Genomic DNA, 15,260 nt, shown 5'->3' on the forward strand with positions numbered 1-15,260 from the left:
GTTATGCTAACGACATGCCCACCGTCCAGAAGGTCGCCCGCACCGATGCCGGGCTCGCGTCCGAGCTGCGCATCTCGGTGATGCGCCTGCGTCGGCGTCTCGCCAACGAGCGGCACCCCGACAACGAGCTGAGCATGAACGCGATGGCGGTGCTCGGCGCGCTCTACCGCAACGGCGACCTGGCCGTCGGTGAGCTCGCGGCGCACGAGCGGGTGCAGCCGCCGAGCATGACCCGCACCGTCAACTGCCTCGAGCGCGACGGCTACGTCACCCGGCGCGCCCACGAGACCGACGGGCGCCAGGTCGTCGTCGCCCTGACCGACAGCGGCCGCACCACGCTGCTGGCCGACCGGCGCCGCCGCGACGAGTGGCTGGCCCGCCGGCTGCGCGACCTGACCCCCGACGAGCGCGCCGTCCTCCGCGCCGCCGCCCCGATCCTGGAAAGACTGGCCACGACTGAATGAGCACGACTGCATGAGCCCCACCTTCCGCGCCCTCCGCAACCACAACTACCGGCTCTACGTCGCCGGCACGCTGGTCTCCAACACCGGCACCTGGATGCAGCGCATCGCCCAGGACTGGCTGGTCCTGACCCTCGGCGGCGGCGGCACGGCGCTCGGCATCACCACCGGCCTGCAGTTCCTGCCGGTGCTGCTCCTCTCCCCGTACGCCGGCGTCATCGCCGACCGGTTCCCGAAGCGCCGGCTGCTGCAGGTCACCCAGGCCACGATGGCGCTGGCCAGCCTGCTGCTCGGCGTCCTCGCCGTCACCGGTGCGGCCCAGACGTGGCACGTCTACGCGATCGCGTTCGCCTTCGGCATCGGGTCGGCCTTCGACGCCCCGGCGCGACAGTCGTTCGTCTCCGAGATGGTCGAGCCCGACGAGCTGACGAACGCCGTCGGCCTCAACTCCGCCTCGTTCAACCTCGCGCGGATCCTCGGCCCGGCGCTGGCCGGGCTCCTGATCCACGCACTCGGCGACGGGTCGCGGGCCACCGGCTGGGTGATCCTGGTCAACGCGGTGTCCTACCTCGCGATCATCGCCCAGCTCCAGCGGATGGACCTGGCCCAGCTGCACACGCCCAAGCCGACCGGGCGGCGACCGGGAGCCCTGCTGGAAGGGGTGCGGTACGTCCGCAGCCAGCCCCGGATGGTGCTGATCCTCATCGTGGTCTTCTTCGCCGGCACCTTCGGGATGAACTTCCAGGTCACCTCCGCGCTGATGGCCACCGAGACGTTCGGCAAGGGTGCGGGCGAGTTCGGCGTGCTCGGGTCGGCCGTGGCGGTCGGGTCGTTGGCCGGCGCGCTGATGTCCGCCCGCCGCGTCCGGATCCGGCTGCGCCTGCTGCTCGGCTCGGCCGTCGGGTTCGGCGTGGCGCTGGTGGTGGCCTCGACGCTGCCGACGTACCTGTCGTTCGCGCTGTTCGTGCCGCTGATCGGGCTCGCCACCCTCACCATGCTGAACTCGGCCAACGCGATGATGCAGCTGACCGCGGCCCCGGAGCTGCGGGGACGGGTGATGGCGCTCTACATGACGATCGTGATGGGCGGCACGCCGATCGGCTCGCCCATCATCGGCTACGTGGGGGAGCGGTTCGGGGCGCGGTGGACCTTCGCGGCCGGCGGCGTCCTGACCCTCGTCGGCGTGGTCGTGGCGGTCGCGGTGTACGCCCGCCTCACCGGCGGGTGGCGCGGGCTGCTCGCCGAGGTGCGCCGACGCGAGGAGCGCCCGCTCGAGGACGCCGTCCCGGAGTCCGTCCAGGCGAGCTGAGCGGGCCTGCCCGGTTGATTTGTCCTGCCTGAGCGCGGCCGGTAGCCTTGACCCTTGGTGCTCGGAGTCTCCGGCACCCCGCGCGCCCACCCGATGCCCGATGCGGGTCAGGGCCGTGCTCCACGGCACGATCTTCATCGCAACATCACCGTGCCCGGCAGGTCGCCGGGCACCGAGAGTAGACCGAAAGGGAACCACCAGGTGCCCACCATTCAGCAGTTGGTCCGCAAGGGCCGCCAGGACAAGGTGTCCAAGAACAAGACGCCTGCCCTGAAGGAATCGCCCCAGCGACGCGGTGTGTGCACCCGCGTCTACACCACCACCCCGAAGAAGCCGAACTCCGCCCTGCGCAAGGTCGCCCGTGTGCGCCTGTCCAGCGGCGTCGAGGTCACGGCCTACATCCCGGGCGTGGGCCACAACCTCCAGGAGCACTCCATCGTGCTCGTGCGCGGTGGCCGGGTGAAGGACCTCCCCGGTGTCCGCTACAAGATCATCCGCGGCTCGCTCGACACCCAGGGCGTCAAGAACCGCAAGCAGGGCCGCAGCAAGTACGGCGCCAAGAAGGAGAAGAGCTAATGCCCCGCAAGGGTCCCGCCCCCAAGCGGCCGATCGACATCGACCCAGTCTACGGGTCGCAGCTCGTCTCCCAGCTCGTCTCGAAGGTGCTCCAGGACGGCAAGAAGCAGGTCGCCCAGCGCATCGTCTACACCGCCCTCGAGGGCTGCCGCGAGAAGAACGGCACCGACCCGGTCGTCACGCTCAAGCGTGCGCTGGAGAACGTGAAGCCGGCCATCGAGGTCAAGTCCCGCCGCGTCGGTGGCGCGACCTACCAGGTCCCGATCGAGGTCAAGGGCACGCGCGGCACCACGCTCGCGCTGCGCTGGCTCGTCGGCTACGCCGCCGACCGTCGCGAGAAGACGATGCACGAGCGGCTGATGAACGAGATCCTCGACGCCTCCAACGGCCTCGGTGCCGCGGTGAAGAAGCGCGAGGACACCCACAAGATGGCCGAGTCCAACAAGGCCTTCGCCCACTACCGCTGGTGATGCGTGGCAGGGGCGTCGCGTGCGACGCCCCTGCCCCACCAGTCCCTCTCGACCTCTAAGGAACGCTGACGCAAGTGGCTGTCAACATCACGACCGACCTGAACGTCGTTCGCAACATCGGCATCATGGCCCACATCGACGCGGGCAAGACCACGACGACCGAGCGCATCCTCTTCTACACCGGCATCAGCTACAAGATCGGTGAAGTCCACGAGGGCGCAGCGACGATGGACTGGATGGAGCAGGAGCAGGAGCGCGGCATCACCATCACGTCCGCCGCGACGACCTGCTGGTGGAAGGACCACCAGATCAACATCATCGACACCCCCGGTCACGTCGACTTCACTGCCGAGGTCGAGCGCTCGCTGCGCGTCCTCGACGGCGCGGTCGCGGTGTTCGACGGTGTCGCCGGCGTGGAGCCGCAGACCATGACGGTCTGGCGCCAGGCCAACAAGTACTCCGTGCCGCGCATGTGCTTCGTCAACAAGCTCGACCGCACCGGCGCCGACTTCTTCCGCTGCGTCGACATGATGGTCGAGCGCCTCAACTCCACCCCGCTGGTGCTGCAGCTGCCCATCGGCGCCGAGTCCGACTTCCTCGGGGTCGTCGACCTGGTCGGCATGCGCGCGCTCGTGTGGCGCGGCGAGACCAAGATCGGTGAGGACTACGAGGTCGAGGAGATCCCGGCCGACCTCGCCGAGCAGGCCGCGGAGTACCGCGAGAAGCTCGTCGAGACCGTCGCCGAGACCGACGACGAGATCATGGAGCGCTACCTCGACGAGGGCGACGTCTTCACCGTCGAGGAGCTCGAGGCCGCCATCCGCAAGGCGACGCTGGCCGACAAGCTCAACCCGGTCCTGTGCGGCACCGCGTTCAAGAACAAGGGCGTCCAGCCCCTGCTCGACGCCGTCGTGAAGTTCCTGCCGAGCCCGCTCGACATCGACGCGATCATCGGTCACGACCCGCGCGACGAGGAGAAGGAGATCCGCCGGCAGCCGTCCGACGACGAGCCCTTCTCGGGCCTGGCCTACAAGATCGCCACCGACCCGCACCTCGGCAAGCTGATCTACGTCCGCGTCTACTCCGGCAAGCTCGTCGCCGGCGCGACCGTGGTCAACTCGGTCAACGGCCGCAAGGAGCGGATCGGCAAGGTCTACCAGATGCACGCCAACAAGCGTGAGGAGATCGAGTCGGTCGGCGCCGGTCAGATCGTGGCCGTCATGGGTCTCAAGGACACCAAGACCGGGCACACCCTGTCCGACCCGCAGCACCAGGTGATCCTCGAGTCGATGACGTTCCCGGCCCCGGTGATCGAGGTCGCGATCGAGCCCAAGACCAAGAGCGACCAGGAGAAGCTCGGCACCGCCATCCAGCGGCTGTCCGACGAGGACCCCACCTTCACCGTCAAGGCGGACGAGGAGACCGGTCAGACGATCATCGCCGGCATGGGCGAGCTGCACCTCGAGATCCTCGTCGACCGGATGAAGCGCGAGTTCCGCGTCGAGGCGACCGTCGGCAAGCCGCAGGTCGCCTACCGCGAGACCCTGCGCAAGGACGTCCTCAAGCACTCCTACACGCACAAGAAGCAGACCGGTGGCTCCGGCCAGTTCGCGAAGGTCGTCGTCTCGCTCGGCCCCAACATCGACCCCGAGACCGGCGTCGGTGCGGGCTACGAGTTCGTCAACGCCACCTCCGGTGGTCGCGTGCCCAAGGAGTACATCCCCTCGGTCGACCAGGGCGGCCAGGACGCCATGGCGTTCGGCGTCCTCGCCGGCTACCCGATGGTCGACGTCAAGTTCACCCTCGAGGACGGCGCCTACCACGACGTCGACTCCTCCGAGCTGGCGTTCAAGATCGCCGGCAACCAGGCCTTCAAGGAGGCCGCACGCATGGCCAAGCCGGTGCTCCTCGAGCCCGTCTTCGCCGTCGAGGTGATCACGCCCGACACGTTCCTCGGAACCGTCATCGGCGACATCAACTCGCGGCGTGGCCAGATCAGGGCACAGGAGGAGCGTCACGGCGACATGGTCATCGACGCCATTGTGCCCCTGTCCGAGATGTTCGGGTACGTTGGCGACCTGAGGTCCAAGACCTCCGGCCAGGCTTCGTACTCGATGGAGTTCGACTCGTACGCCGAGGTTCCCACGAACATCGCCGACGAGATCATCAAGAAGGTGCGGGGCGAGTAGCCACCTCTCCCACAGGAGAGACCTGCGCGTCCGGGACCCTCGGTCGCAACATCACCAGTACGAGTCAAGTACCAACCACACCAGGAGGAGCCCACAGTGGCTAAGGCGAAGTTCGAGCGGACCAAGCCGCACGTGAACATCGGCACGATCGGTCACATCGACCACGGCAAGACGACCTTGACCGCGGCGATCACCAAGGTCCTGCACGACAAGCACCCCGACCTCAACGCCGCTTCGGCGTTCGAGGACATCGACAAGGCTCCCGAGGAGCGTCAGCGCGGCATCACGATCTCGATCGCGCACGTCGAGTACCAGACCGAGGCGCGCCACTACGCGCACGTCGACTGCCCGGGTCACGCGGACTACATCAAGAACATGATCACCGGTGCGGCCCAGATGGATGGTGCGATCCTCGTGGTCGCCGCCACCGACGGTCCGATGCCGCAGACCAAGGAGCACGTCCTCCTGGCCCGCCAGGTCGGCGTGCCGGCGATCGTCGTCGCGCTCAACAAGTGCGACATGGTCGACGACGAGGAGCTCATCGAGCTCGTCGAGATGGAGGTGCGCGAGCTCCTCTCCGACTACGAGTTCGACGGCGACAACATCCCCGTCGTGCGCGTGGCTGCCTTCCCGGCGCTCCAGGGCGACGAGAAGTGGGGCGAGTCGATCATCGAGCTGATGAACGCCGTCGACGAGGCCATCCCGACCCCCGAGCGGGAGACCGACAAGCCGTTCCTCATGCCCGTCGAGGACGTCTTCACGATCACCGGTCGCGGCACGGTCATCACCGGTCGCATCGAGCGTGGCATCGTCAAGGTCAACGAGGAGGTCGAGATCATCGGCATCCGCACGACCGCCCAGAAGTCGACGGTCACCGGTGTCGAGATGTTCCGCAAGCTCCTCGACGAGGGCCAGGCCGGCGAGAACGTCGGGCTGCTCCTGCGTGGCACCAAGCGCGAGGACATCGAGCGCGGCATGGTCGTCATCAAGCCGGGCACCACGACCCCGCACACCAACTTCGAGGCCTCGGTCTACATCCTCTCGAAGGAGGAGGGCGGCCGTCACACGCCGTTCTTCAACAACTACCGCCCGCAGTTCTACTTCCGTACCACTGACGTGACCGGCGTGGTGACCCTCCCCGAGGGCACCGAGATGGTCATGCCCGGCGACAACACGGAGATGTCGGTCGAGCTGATCCAGCCGATCGCCATGGACGAGGGCCTGCGTTTCGCGATCCGTGAGGGTGGCCGCACCGTCGGCGCCGGCCGGGTCGTCAAGATCACGAAGTGATCCCCCGGGTCGACTGACCCGCTGCTCCAACCCGACAGCCCCGGACCTCGGTCCGGGGCTGTCGTGCGTGCCGCCCGGTTTGGGCCGGGCGCCGGGGCGGGAGGCTCGCCGGCATGAGCGAGCACCGAGGACCTGACGACCGGTCCGACCCGCCACGTCCGACGTCGTCCGGCCGGTCGTCGGAGCGGCGGCGGCCACCACCGGCCCCCGTCGAGCACCCCGAGGCGACGACCGTGCTCGTGCTCGGCATCCTGGGCCTCGTCCTGTGCCAGGTCCTGGGCGTCGTCGCCTGGGTCAAGGGAAACCGGGTGATCGCCGAGATCGACCGCTCGGGCGGTCGCTACGGCGCCCGGTCGGCGGCGAACGCCGGCCGGATCTGCGGGATGGTGGCGACGCTGATCACCGTCGGCGCGATCGTGCTGGTCGTCCTGGTCGCGCTCCTGACCGCGGGGTCGTCGTCGACCGGAGCCGGCGGACCGGCGCGGTGACGGCCCTGGGACAATCGGGCCCGTGAACGACGTACGACCCGCACCGCCACTTCCGGCCCGCCCGCACCAGAGGGTCACCGACGACGGCCGCACGGTCCGCGAGGTGCTCTCCTACTCGCGCCGGGGCAGTCGGTTCACCCCACGCCAGGCGGCCGCCTGGGAGGCGCACCACGAGGCCTGGGTCGTGCCCGACGAGGCCGTGGACGCCCCCGACTTCTCCTGGGCCGACGTGTTCGGGCGCGAGGCCCCCCTGGCCGTCGAGATCGGACCGGGCATCGGTGAGGCCACCGTGGCGCTGGCGGCGTCCCGACCGGGGACCAACGTGCTGGCGCTGGAGGTCTGGCGCCCCGGTGTCGCCGAGGCCCTCGGCCGGACCGCCGAGGCCGGGCTGAGGAACGTGCGGTTCTGCGGGGTCGACGCGGCCTGGCTGCTCGAGCACCGGGTGGCGCCGGCGTCGCTCGCCGAGCTCTGGACGTTCTTCCCCGACCCGTGGCACAAGGCCCGGCACCACAAGCGTCGTCTCGTCGCGCCGCGCTTCGCCGCCGTCGCCGCCGCCCGCCTCGCGCCCGGCGCGCCCTGGCGGCTGGCCACCGACTGGGCGGAGTACGCCGAGCAGATGGTCGAGGTCCTCGACGCCGAGCCGGCACTGGCCGGCGGCGTCGTCGAGCGCTGGCCCGAGCGACCCGTCACCCGCTTCGAGCGCAAGGGGCTGGCGGTGGGCCGCACCATCACCGACCTGGAGTACCGCCGGGTCTGAGCGGCCGCACCTCCCGGCCGGGCGGGCACCGGGTGTCCCTGGATCGTCGTCCGGTGGCAGGAACCGGAGGGCGGACGACGCCGCAGCCTCCTAGGCTGGGCCGGTGAGCGCCACCGTCGAGTCCCGTCGCGGCGCCCGCCGCCTCCACCGCGCCTGGTGGGTGGCCGCGATCACGATGGGCGCGCTGATCGCGGCGGCCGGCTTCCGGTCCTCCACCGGCGCCCTCCTGGGTCCGCTCGAGGACGAGTTCGGCTGGTCCCGGGGGACGACGAGCGGCGCGGTCAGCCTCAACCTGATCGTCTACGGCCTCACGGCGCCGTTCGCGGCAGCGTTGATGGAGCGGTTCGGGCTGCGCCGGGTCGTGGCGGCCTCGCTGAGCCTGGTGGCGGTCGGCTCCGGCCTGACGCTGGTGATGACGTCGGCCTGGCAGCTGTGGCTGCTGTGGGGCTTCGCGATCGGCGTCGGCACCGGGTCGCTCGCCCTCGTCTTCGGCGCGATCGTCGCCAACCGCTGGTTCGTCCGGCACCGCGGCGTCGTCGTCGGGGTGTTCTCGGCCGCCAGCTCGACCGGGCAGCTCGTCTTCCTGCCGGCGATCGCCCACCTCGCGGACGGTCCCGGCTGGCGCTGGGCGGCCGGCCTGGTGGCGGCGTTCGCGCTCCTGCTGGTGCCGCTGGTCCTGCTGCTGCTCGCCGACTCACCGGCGAGCGTCGGGACGACGGCGTACGGCGCCGATCCGAGCCTGGCCACGCCGGTCCCGGTCGCGGCGCCGACGCGCGGGGCCGCACGCACCGCGATCGACACGCTGCGGGAGTGCTCCCGGTCGAAGGTCTTCTGGATCCTCTTCGGCACGTTCTGGATCTGCGGGTGGTCGACGAACGGCCTGATCGGGACCCACTTCATCGCGGCGTCGCACGACCACGGGCTGCCCGAGACGACCGCGGCGTCGTTGCTCGCGCTGATCGGGATCTTCGACATCGTCGGCACCGTGGCCAGCGGCTGGCTCACCGACCGCGTCGACAGCCGGCACCTGCTGCTGGTCTACTACCTCTTCCGCGGGCTGTCGCTGCTCGCCGTGCCCTACCTGCTCGCCGACGTGGTGCACCCGAGCCTGTTCGTGTTCATCGTCTTCTACGGACTGGACTGGGTCGCGACCGTGCCGCCGACGGTCGCGCTCTGCCGCGCCCACTTCGGCGCCGAGCGGGCCGGGGTCGTCTTCGGCTGGGTCTTCGCCGCGCACATGGTCGGTGCGGGCGTCGCGGCGAGCTTCGCGGGCCTCGTCCGCCAGGGCACCGGCGACTACTACGCGGCGTGGATGACCGCCGGCGTCCTGTGCCTCGCGGCGGCGTTCGCCGTGCTGGCGATCCCGCGGGACCCGCCCTCGAGGCAGGTCACGCCCGCGACGTGAGCCGCCGGCGGACCTCGTCCTGGCGCCGCAGCCGGTCCAGGTCGCGGTCGCGGCGGGCGGCGACGACGGCGGCGAGGAAGTCCTCCGGCGCGGTGCCGTGCGGCGGCAGGGGGGCCACGTGCTCGGAGACCTGCTCGGCCAGCCGGGTGCCGACGCGGACCCGCGAGGCGGGGTCGAGCGTGGGCAGCCGCCCGAGGTACTGCCGCACGGCCAGCGCGAGCCCGGTGGGCAGCGAGGTGATGTCGGCTCGCGCCGCCCACGCGGCGAGGTGCGGTGGCGCGAGCGGCGGGTGGGGGAGCGAGAGGGCGACCCGGCTGCGGACGACGTAGGTGCCCGCGGCGTAGTCGCCGAGCCGCTTGCCGCGACCGCTCACCAGGGCCGAGAGGAAGGCGGGGGCGCCGAAGAACGCGTAGACCTCGACGAACCCGACCAGCGAGCGGATCAGGGCGTGCTGGAAGGAGATCGGGCCGGCGTCGTCGCGCACGGTGCGCAGGCCGAGCGCCAGCTTGCCCAGCGACCGGCCGCGGGTCAGGGTCTCGAGCGTGGTCGGCACCACGACGAACACGAGGACCGTGGTGAGGATCAGCATCGCGTCCGCCAAGGCCGGGTCGACGTTGATCGCAGCGACGCCGATGACGATCGCCAGCACGACGAGCGTCCCGATCGTCGCGACGACGTCGATGATCCCCGACGCCATCCGCGATCCCAGCCCGGCCGGGGGGAGGTCGAGCGCGACCGCCTCACCGGTGACGAGGTCGTCACTGGTGAGCATGTTGAACTCGCGTGCTGGCATCGGCGTCAGTCTTCCACGTGCGGGCACGGAGCCGTCGGGACGTCGGCGGCCGCGCTGCGGAGCCTCGCTAGGGTGGCCGCGTGGATCTCGACGCCTACGTGCTCGCGCACTCGCACGAGTGGGAGCGGCTCGAGGCGCTCGCCCAGCGGGGCCGGCTGTCCGGCCCCGAGAGCGACGAGCTCGTCGAGCGCTACCAGCAGGTCGCGACGCACCTGTCCGTCGTCCGCACGTCGTCGCCCGACAGCCACCTCATCGCCTACCTGTCGTCGCTGCTCGCACGCACCCGGATCAGGCTCGTCGGCACCCGTACCTCCACGTGGGCGCGCTTCGGCAGGTTCTTCACCCACCGCTTCCCGGCGGCGCTGTACCGGCTGCGCTGGTGGTGGATCGGCACGTGGGTCGCGAACGTCGTCGTGATGGCGGTGATGCTGCTGTGGCTGCTCGAGCACCCGAGCGTCGAGCAGAACCTGCTGAGCCCGGCCGAGGTCGACCAGCTCGTCGACAACGACTTCGAGAGCTACTACAGCGAGAACCCCGCCCAGAGCTTTGCGGCCCGGGTGTGGATCAACAACGCCTGGGTGGCGGCCCTCTGCATCGCCTTCGGCGTGCTCGGGTTCCCAGTGGTGATCCTGCTCTTCAACAACCTGCTGAACGTCGCCGTCATCGGCTCGATCATGATCCGCCACGACCGCGGCGACCTCTTCTTCGGCCTGATCCTGCCGCACGGGCTGCTCGAGCTGACCGCGGTCTTCGTGGCGGCGGGCTTCGGGCTGCGGCTGTTCTGGTCGTTCGTCGAACCGGGATCACTCACCCGCGCGCAGTCGATGGCCCGGGAGGGCCGCACCGCCATCACCGTCTCCCTCGGCCTGGTCGTCGTGCTGCTGGTGAGCGGCGTCATCGAGGCCTTCGTGACGCCGTCGCCGCTGCCGACCTGGGCGCGGATCGGCATCGGCGCGCTGGCGCTCGCGGTCTTCGTCCTCTACGTCTTCACCCTCGGACGGCGTGCCGTCGACGAGGGCGAGACCGGTGACCTGTCGGCCGACCTGCTGGAGGACCGGGTCGCCACCCAGGCCTGACCCGCGCCGCCGGTCAGACCTCGACCGGCACCGGACGTCGTACCAGCAGCGCGACCAGGACGGCGGCGGTCGAGATCACCCCGCCGTACACCAGGGCGGCGTGGATGCCCTCGGCGGTCGCGTCGACGAGCGGCGTGCCGGCGTCGGCGGCCGAGGTCGCCCGCCGGGTCATCACGGTGATGAACAGCGCGGTGCCCGCCGCGCCGGCGACCTGCTGGAGCGTGGAGACGATCGCGCTGCCGTGCGAGTAGAGCTGCTGCGGCAGGGACCCGAGGGCCGAGGTCATCAACGGCGTGAACATCAGCGCGAGACCGATGCTCATGACGACGTGCAGCGCGACGACGGTCGGCCGGGAGGTGTCGACGTCCAGGGTTGTCATGCCCCAGAGCGCGACGCTCGTGACGGCGGCGCCGGGGGCGACCAGCGGGCGTGGGCCGACGCGGTCGAAGGCCCGGCCGACGACCGGCGCGAGCAGGCCCATCGTCAGGCCGCCGGGGAGCAGCACGAGACCGGTCTGGAGGGTCGAGAGGCCGAGCACGTCCTGCAGGTAGAGCGGCAGCAGGATCAGCGTCCCGAAGAGCGCCATCATGCTGACGGCGACGAGGCTGACGGCGATGGTGAAGGACCGGGTCGCGAACACGCGCAGGTCCAGCAGGGCCCGGTCCCCGAGCCGCACCTGCCGGACGACGAACCCCGCGAGGGCGAGCGCGCCGACGACCAGCGGGATCCAGACCGGCACCGCCGTGTGCCCGGTCGCGCTCTCGCCGATGCTGCTGGGCCCGTAGATCAGGCCGCTGAACGCCAGCGCGGACAGGACGACGGAGCCGGCGTCGATCCGCACGAGGCGCGGCTCGGTCACGTTGCGGACCCAGGTCGCGCCCAGGGCGAGCGACAGCAGGGCGATCGGCAGCACGATCCAGAACATCCAGCGCCAGGACAGCGAGTGGAGCACCAGCCCGGAGACCGTCGGCCCGATGGCGGGCGCGACGGAGATGACGATCGAGACCGTGCCCATCATCCGGCCGCGGCGCTCGGGCTCGACGAGGTTGAGGATCGTGGTGATGAGCAGCGGCATCATCAACGCGGTGCCGACGGCCTGCACCACGCGCCCGGTCACGAGCAGCGGGAAGGCCGGCGCCGTGGCCGCGACCAGCGTGCCGATGCTGAACGACGTCATGGCCGCGACGAAGACCGCGCGCAGCGGGAAGCGGGTCAGCAGGAACCCGGTGATCGGGATGACGACGGCCATGGTGAGCAGGAACGCGGTCGTCAGCCACTGCGCCGTCGTCGCCGGCACGTCGAACTCGCGCATCAGCTCGGGCAGCGCGACGCTCATGATGGTCTCGTTGAGGATGACGACGAACGCCGAGCCGACGAGCAGCGCGATGAGCCGGTTGGCGCCGGGGATCCGGCCGGGCGCCGCGGTCGGCGCGTCGGGGGTGGTGGTGGTCACGGGGGAGCTCCTGGACGCGGTGGTGGTGTAGTCAGTCTGGGTCAACCTGGCAGTCAGTGCCAACACGGCGTCCGGAGGCGTTGTTCCCCTATGCTCACCGGATGACCGAGATCGCGCTCCGGGAGCGGCGCCGCCGCCAGACCGAGCGGGAGATCGGCGATGCCGCCCTCGACCTCTTCGAGGCCGGCGGGGTCGACGGCACCACCGTCGACGACATCGCCCGCGCCGCCGGGATCTCGCCGCGCACGTTCTTCCGCTACTTCCCCTCCAAGGAGCGCGCGGCCCTGGTGCCGCACGTCGAGCTCGACGAGCGGGTCGAGGCCATGCTCGCCGGCCTCAGCGCCGACCGGCCGCTGCTCGACCAGCTCGAGGAGGTGTGGCGCGAGGTGCTCCTCGCCCTCGACGACGGACGCAGCGAGGCCGGCCGGCTGCTGCTCCGGGTGCGCCGGCTGATGCGAGCCGAGCCCGCGTTGCGGCTGGCGGCCGCCGCGGTCGACGAGGAGCGGCTCGACGCCCTCGTCGGGCACCTGGTCCGGCTCGTGGGGGCCGACGACGACCTGGAGCCACGACTCGTCGTCGAGACGGCCGGGGTCGCGGTCCGGGTCTCGCTCGACCGGTGGGCCGGGGCCCGCGAGGCGGGCCGTGCCGTCGACCTGCTGGAGACCTACGCGCAGGCCTGCCGGGTGGTGCGCAGCCCGGGACGGTGACTGCGCCGGCGCCGGGCGCTCAGCGCAGGCCCAGGCGCCGTACCACCTGGCGTGCCATCGCCCGCTCGCCGAGCGCGTTGGGGTGGACGACGACCGGGTTGATGCCGAGCAGGATCGGCTCGACCCAGCGGGTGCCGATCGGCTGGCACGCGTCGTGCCCGTCCGAGACGCGGTTCAGGTTCACGTACGTCGACCCGGTGGCGCGGGCGGCCCGGCGCACCGCGCCGTTGAGGGTGCGCTGGAGGCTGCGCAGGTACGGGACGTCGCCGCGGGCGATCGGCATCTGGGCGAAGCACCCCTCGCGCCTCGGCACGATCCACGGGTAGCCCAGGATCGCCACCCGGGCGTTCGGGGCGCGTCGGTGGACCGCGCGCAGCGCCCTGACCAACGACGGGTAGGTGGTCTCGCGGACGGTCCGCTCGAACGAGTCGCCGTGCTGCTGCTCGCACGGGTTGCCCCGGCCCAGGCTCGAGACGCCCGCGACCCCGCACGCCAGGATCGCGCCGATGAAGACGCCGCTGTCGTTGCCCCCGATCGTCATCGTCACCAGGTCGGTGCGCCGCGAGAGGGCGTCGAGCTGGGGTGCGATGCCGGGGTGCTGGCCCTCGAAGAAGTCGCCGGTCTCGGCGGCCCCGCAGGTGACGTCGGTCAACCGCGCGCCGGTGCGGGCGGCGAGGACGTGCGGGTAGCTGCGCGCCGAGCGCAGGCAGACCAGCGGTGCCGTCGGGTCCGGCGGCAGGACGCCGGAGGCCGCGCTGTAGGAGTCCCCGAGCGCGACGTACCGCAGCGGCGGGTCGGGAGTGGTCGCGACCGCCGGAGCGGCGGGGGCGGCCGTCGACGTGGGCGCGACCAGCCCGGTCGCGGTGAGCACGAGCACGGCGAGGACCAGCAGCAGGCGGCGCATGAGCCGACCCTAGCCGCGACACGCTGTCACGGGTAGGCCCCGGCTCGCTCAGGGGAGCCGCGGTCGGCGGCACCGGGCCCCGTTCGTCAGAGGAGCCCGCGCGCCTTCAGCCCGAGGTAGTGGTCGGCCAGCGCCGGCGGCAGCCGCTCGGCGTCCGCGTCGACGACGTCGACCCCGAGCCGGGTGAGCAGCGCGGCCGTGCGCACCCGCCGGCTCTGGGCCTGCTCGGCCGCCGCGGCGTCGTAGACCTCGTCGATCGTGTCGCGCGCCGCGGTGAGCCGGTCGAGCTCGGGGTCGCGCACCGAGGCCAGGACGACGCGGTGGTGCCGGGTCAGCGTCGGCAGCACGGTCAGCAGGCCCTCCTCGACCGCCGATGGCTCCAGCGGCGTCAGCAGGACGACGAGCGCCCGCTGCCGGCCGAACCCCTGGACGGCGCCCGCGAGCGCGTCCCAGTCGGCCTCGGCGATCACCGGATCGAGGTCGGCCATCGTGTCCTGCAGGCGTGCCGCGACCTCGCGCACGCCGGCCGAGCGCAGCCGGGCCCGGACCCGCCGGTCGCCGGCGACGAAGTCGATCCGGTCACCGGCGCGCGCCGCGAGCGCGGCCAGCAGCAGGGCGGCGTCCATCGCCGAGTCGAGCCGGGGGACGTCGTCGACGCGGCCGGCCGACGTGCGCGACGTGTCGAGCACCAGCACCACCCGGCGGTCGCGCTCGGGCTGCCAGGTGCGCACGACGACGTTCGAGGTGCGGGCCGAGGCGCGCCAGTCGATCGAGCGGACGTCGTCGCCGCGCACGTACTCGCGTAGCGAGTCGAACTCCGTGCCCTGCCCGCGCACCCGGACGGCGCTGCGTCCGTCGAGGTCGCGCAGCCGGGCCAGTCGCGACGGCAGGTGCTTGCGGGAGTCGAACGGCGGCAGCGCGCGCACCGTGCCGGGCACCTCGACGCTCCGCTGCCGGGCGACGAGACCCAGCGGGCCGGGCAGGCGCACCGTCACCCCGAACGCGCGGAGGTCGCCGCGGCGTCGCGGCAGCAGGGGCGTGACCAGGGCGGCGCGGTCGCCGGGGGCGAGCCGGAGGCCGTGCCGGTTGCCGCTCGCCCCCGCCGTGGGCTGCCAGGCGTCGCGGACGACGCCGCGCACCGTGCGGGTCGAGGTGTTGGTGACGAGCAGCAGGGTCTCGGCGGGGTGGTTCATCCGGACCGCGGGCGTCGGGCGCCGCGAGAGCTCCAGCGCGGCCGGCCGCGGCGCGAGCAGCCAGTCGGCCAGCCCGAGGAGCCCGACGAGCAGCACCCACAGCCACACGGTGCTGCCGGCCGGTCGCAGCACGACGGGCACGACGCCCAGCAGCAGGAGGAGCGGCACGCGGCCGGTGATCGACACGGG

General features: G+C 71.8%; 15 protein-coding genes. 11 read left to right on the forward strand and 4 right to left on the reverse strand.

Going from position 1 to position 15,260, the window contains the following annotated elements; translation table 11 throughout:
* Nucleotides 1-14: 14 nt before the first annotated feature.
* From E4623_RS12955 to E4623_RS12995, 9 genes are all read left to right on the forward strand, one after another.
* Nucleotides 15-464 carry a MarR family transcriptional regulator gene (locus tag E4623_RS12955; protein ID WP_245155060.1) on the forward strand — a complete coding sequence of 150 codons (450 nt, stop codon included), beginning with the start codon at nucleotides 15-17 and terminating at the stop codon, nucleotides 462-464.
* Nucleotides 465-474: 10 nt separating this feature from the next.
* Entirely contained in the window at nucleotides 475-1,770 is a 1,296-nt protein-coding gene (locus E4623_RS12960; RefSeq protein ID WP_134766927.1) for an MFS transporter, read from the forward strand.
* A gap of 201 nt (nucleotides 1,771-1,971) precedes the next feature.
* Complete coding sequence (rpsL, locus tag E4623_RS12965; RefSeq protein ID WP_134766928.1) at nucleotides 1,972-2,346, forward strand: 30S ribosomal protein S12; 375 nt, start codon at nucleotides 1,972-1,974, stop codon at nucleotides 2,344-2,346.
* Nucleotides 2,346-2,816, forward strand: coding sequence for a 30S ribosomal protein S7 (gene rpsG, locus E4623_RS12970; RefSeq protein WP_134766929.1), 471 nt, complete (start codon nucleotides 2,346-2,348; stop codon nucleotides 2,814-2,816). Before rpsL ends, rpsG begins: the two co-directional genes overlap by 1 nt.
* A gap of 74 nt (nucleotides 2,817-2,890) precedes the next feature.
* A complete protein-coding gene (gene fusA / locus E4623_RS12975) occupies nucleotides 2,891-5,005 on the forward strand; it encodes an elongation factor G (RefSeq protein ID WP_134766930.1) in 2,115 nt (704 codons plus the stop codon).
* Nucleotides 5,006-5,101: 96 nt separating this feature from the next.
* Entirely contained in the window at nucleotides 5,102-6,295 is a 1,194-nt protein-coding gene (gene tuf, locus E4623_RS12980) for an elongation factor Tu (RefSeq protein ID WP_134766931.1), read from the forward strand.
* Between the two features lie 113 nt (nucleotides 6,296-6,408).
* Nucleotides 6,409-6,783: a hypothetical protein gene (locus E4623_RS12985; protein ID WP_209020657.1), complete on the forward strand. Its 375-nt coding sequence runs from the start codon at nucleotides 6,409-6,411 to the stop codon at nucleotides 6,781-6,783.
* Nucleotides 6,784-6,805: 22 nt separating this feature from the next.
* Complete coding sequence (trmB, locus tag E4623_RS12990) at nucleotides 6,806-7,540, forward strand: tRNA (guanosine(46)-N7)-methyltransferase TrmB (RefSeq protein WP_134766932.1); 735 nt, start codon at nucleotides 6,806-6,808, stop codon at nucleotides 7,538-7,540.
* Between the two features lie 103 nt (nucleotides 7,541-7,643).
* Nucleotides 7,644-8,945 (forward strand): MFS transporter, encoded by a 1,302-nt coding sequence (locus tag E4623_RS12995; protein ID WP_245155061.1) that lies wholly within the window; start codon nucleotides 7,644-7,646, stop codon nucleotides 8,943-8,945.
* Here E4623_RS12995 and E4623_RS13000 read toward each other — a convergent pair.
* Nucleotides 8,929-9,738 (reverse strand): RDD family protein, encoded by an 810-nt coding sequence (locus E4623_RS13000; RefSeq protein WP_134766933.1) that lies wholly within the window; start codon nucleotides 9,736-9,738, stop codon nucleotides 8,929-8,931. The two genes, E4623_RS12995 and E4623_RS13000, sit on opposite strands and share 17 nt — an antisense overlap.
* 80 nt (nucleotides 9,739-9,818) lie before the next feature.
* On the opposite strand from E4623_RS13000, the gene E4623_RS13005 reads away from it, so the two are divergent.
* Nucleotides 9,819-10,814 (forward strand): stage II sporulation protein M, encoded by a 996-nt coding sequence (locus E4623_RS13005; RefSeq protein WP_134766934.1) that lies wholly within the window; start codon nucleotides 9,819-9,821, stop codon nucleotides 10,812-10,814.
* A 13-nt stretch (nucleotides 10,815-10,827) separates the two neighbouring features.
* On the opposite strand, the gene E4623_RS13010 is transcribed toward E4623_RS13005, so the two are convergent.
* Complete coding sequence (locus E4623_RS13010) at nucleotides 10,828-12,267, reverse strand: DHA2 family efflux MFS transporter permease subunit (RefSeq protein ID WP_134766935.1); 1,440 nt, start codon at nucleotides 12,265-12,267, stop codon at nucleotides 10,828-10,830.
* 101 nt (nucleotides 12,268-12,368) lie between these two features.
* Here E4623_RS13010 and E4623_RS13015 point away from each other — a divergent pair, with 101 nt between their 5' ends.
* Nucleotides 12,369-12,974: a TetR family transcriptional regulator gene (locus E4623_RS13015; protein ID WP_134766936.1), complete on the forward strand. Its 606-nt coding sequence runs from the start codon at nucleotides 12,369-12,371 to the stop codon at nucleotides 12,972-12,974.
* A 19-nt stretch (nucleotides 12,975-12,993) separates the two neighbouring features.
* Here the strand turns inward: E4623_RS13015 and E4623_RS13020 are convergent, their stop codons facing one another.
* Entirely contained in the window at nucleotides 12,994-13,878 is an 885-nt protein-coding gene (locus E4623_RS13020; protein ID WP_134766937.1) for an SGNH/GDSL hydrolase family protein, read from the reverse strand.
* 86 nt (nucleotides 13,879-13,964) lie between these two features.
* Nucleotides 13,965-15,257 (reverse strand): DUF58 domain-containing protein, encoded by a 1,293-nt coding sequence (locus E4623_RS13025; protein ID WP_134766938.1) that lies wholly within the window; start codon nucleotides 15,255-15,257, stop codon nucleotides 13,965-13,967.
* Nucleotides 15,258-15,260 lie beyond the last annotated feature (3 nt).

The organism is Nocardioides sp. 1609 (genome assembly GCF_004522105.1).
Lineage (GTDB): Bacteria > Actinomycetota > Actinomycetes > Propionibacteriales > Nocardioidaceae > Nocardioides.

Bases quoted from the DNA above. Each gene is read 5' to 3' on its own strand.
- E4623_RS13020 (WP_134766937.1), bottom strand. From the start codon at position 13,878: ATGCGCCGCCTGCTGCTGGTCCTCGCCGTGCTCGTGCTCACCGCGACC.
- E4623_RS12960 (WP_134766927.1), top strand. From the start codon at position 475: ATGAGCCCCACCTTCCGCGCCCTCCGCAACCACAACTACCGGCTCTAC.
- E4623_RS12955 (WP_245155060.1), top strand. From the start codon at position 15: ATGCCCACCGTCCAGAAGGTCGCCCGCACCGATGCCGGGCTCGCGTCC.
- E4623_RS13015 (WP_134766936.1), top strand. From the start codon at position 12,369: ATGACCGAGATCGCGCTCCGGGAGCGGCGCCGCCGCCAGACCGAGCGG.
- rpsG (WP_134766929.1), top strand. From the start codon at position 2,346: ATGCCCCGCAAGGGTCCCGCCCCCAAGCGGCCGATCGACATCGACCCA.
- E4623_RS13000 (WP_134766933.1), bottom strand. From the start codon at position 9,738: ATGCCAGCACGCGAGTTCAACATGCTCACCAGTGACGACCTCGTCACC.
- E4623_RS12985 (WP_209020657.1), top strand. From the start codon at position 6,409: ATGAGCGAGCACCGAGGACCTGACGACCGGTCCGACCCGCCACGTCCG.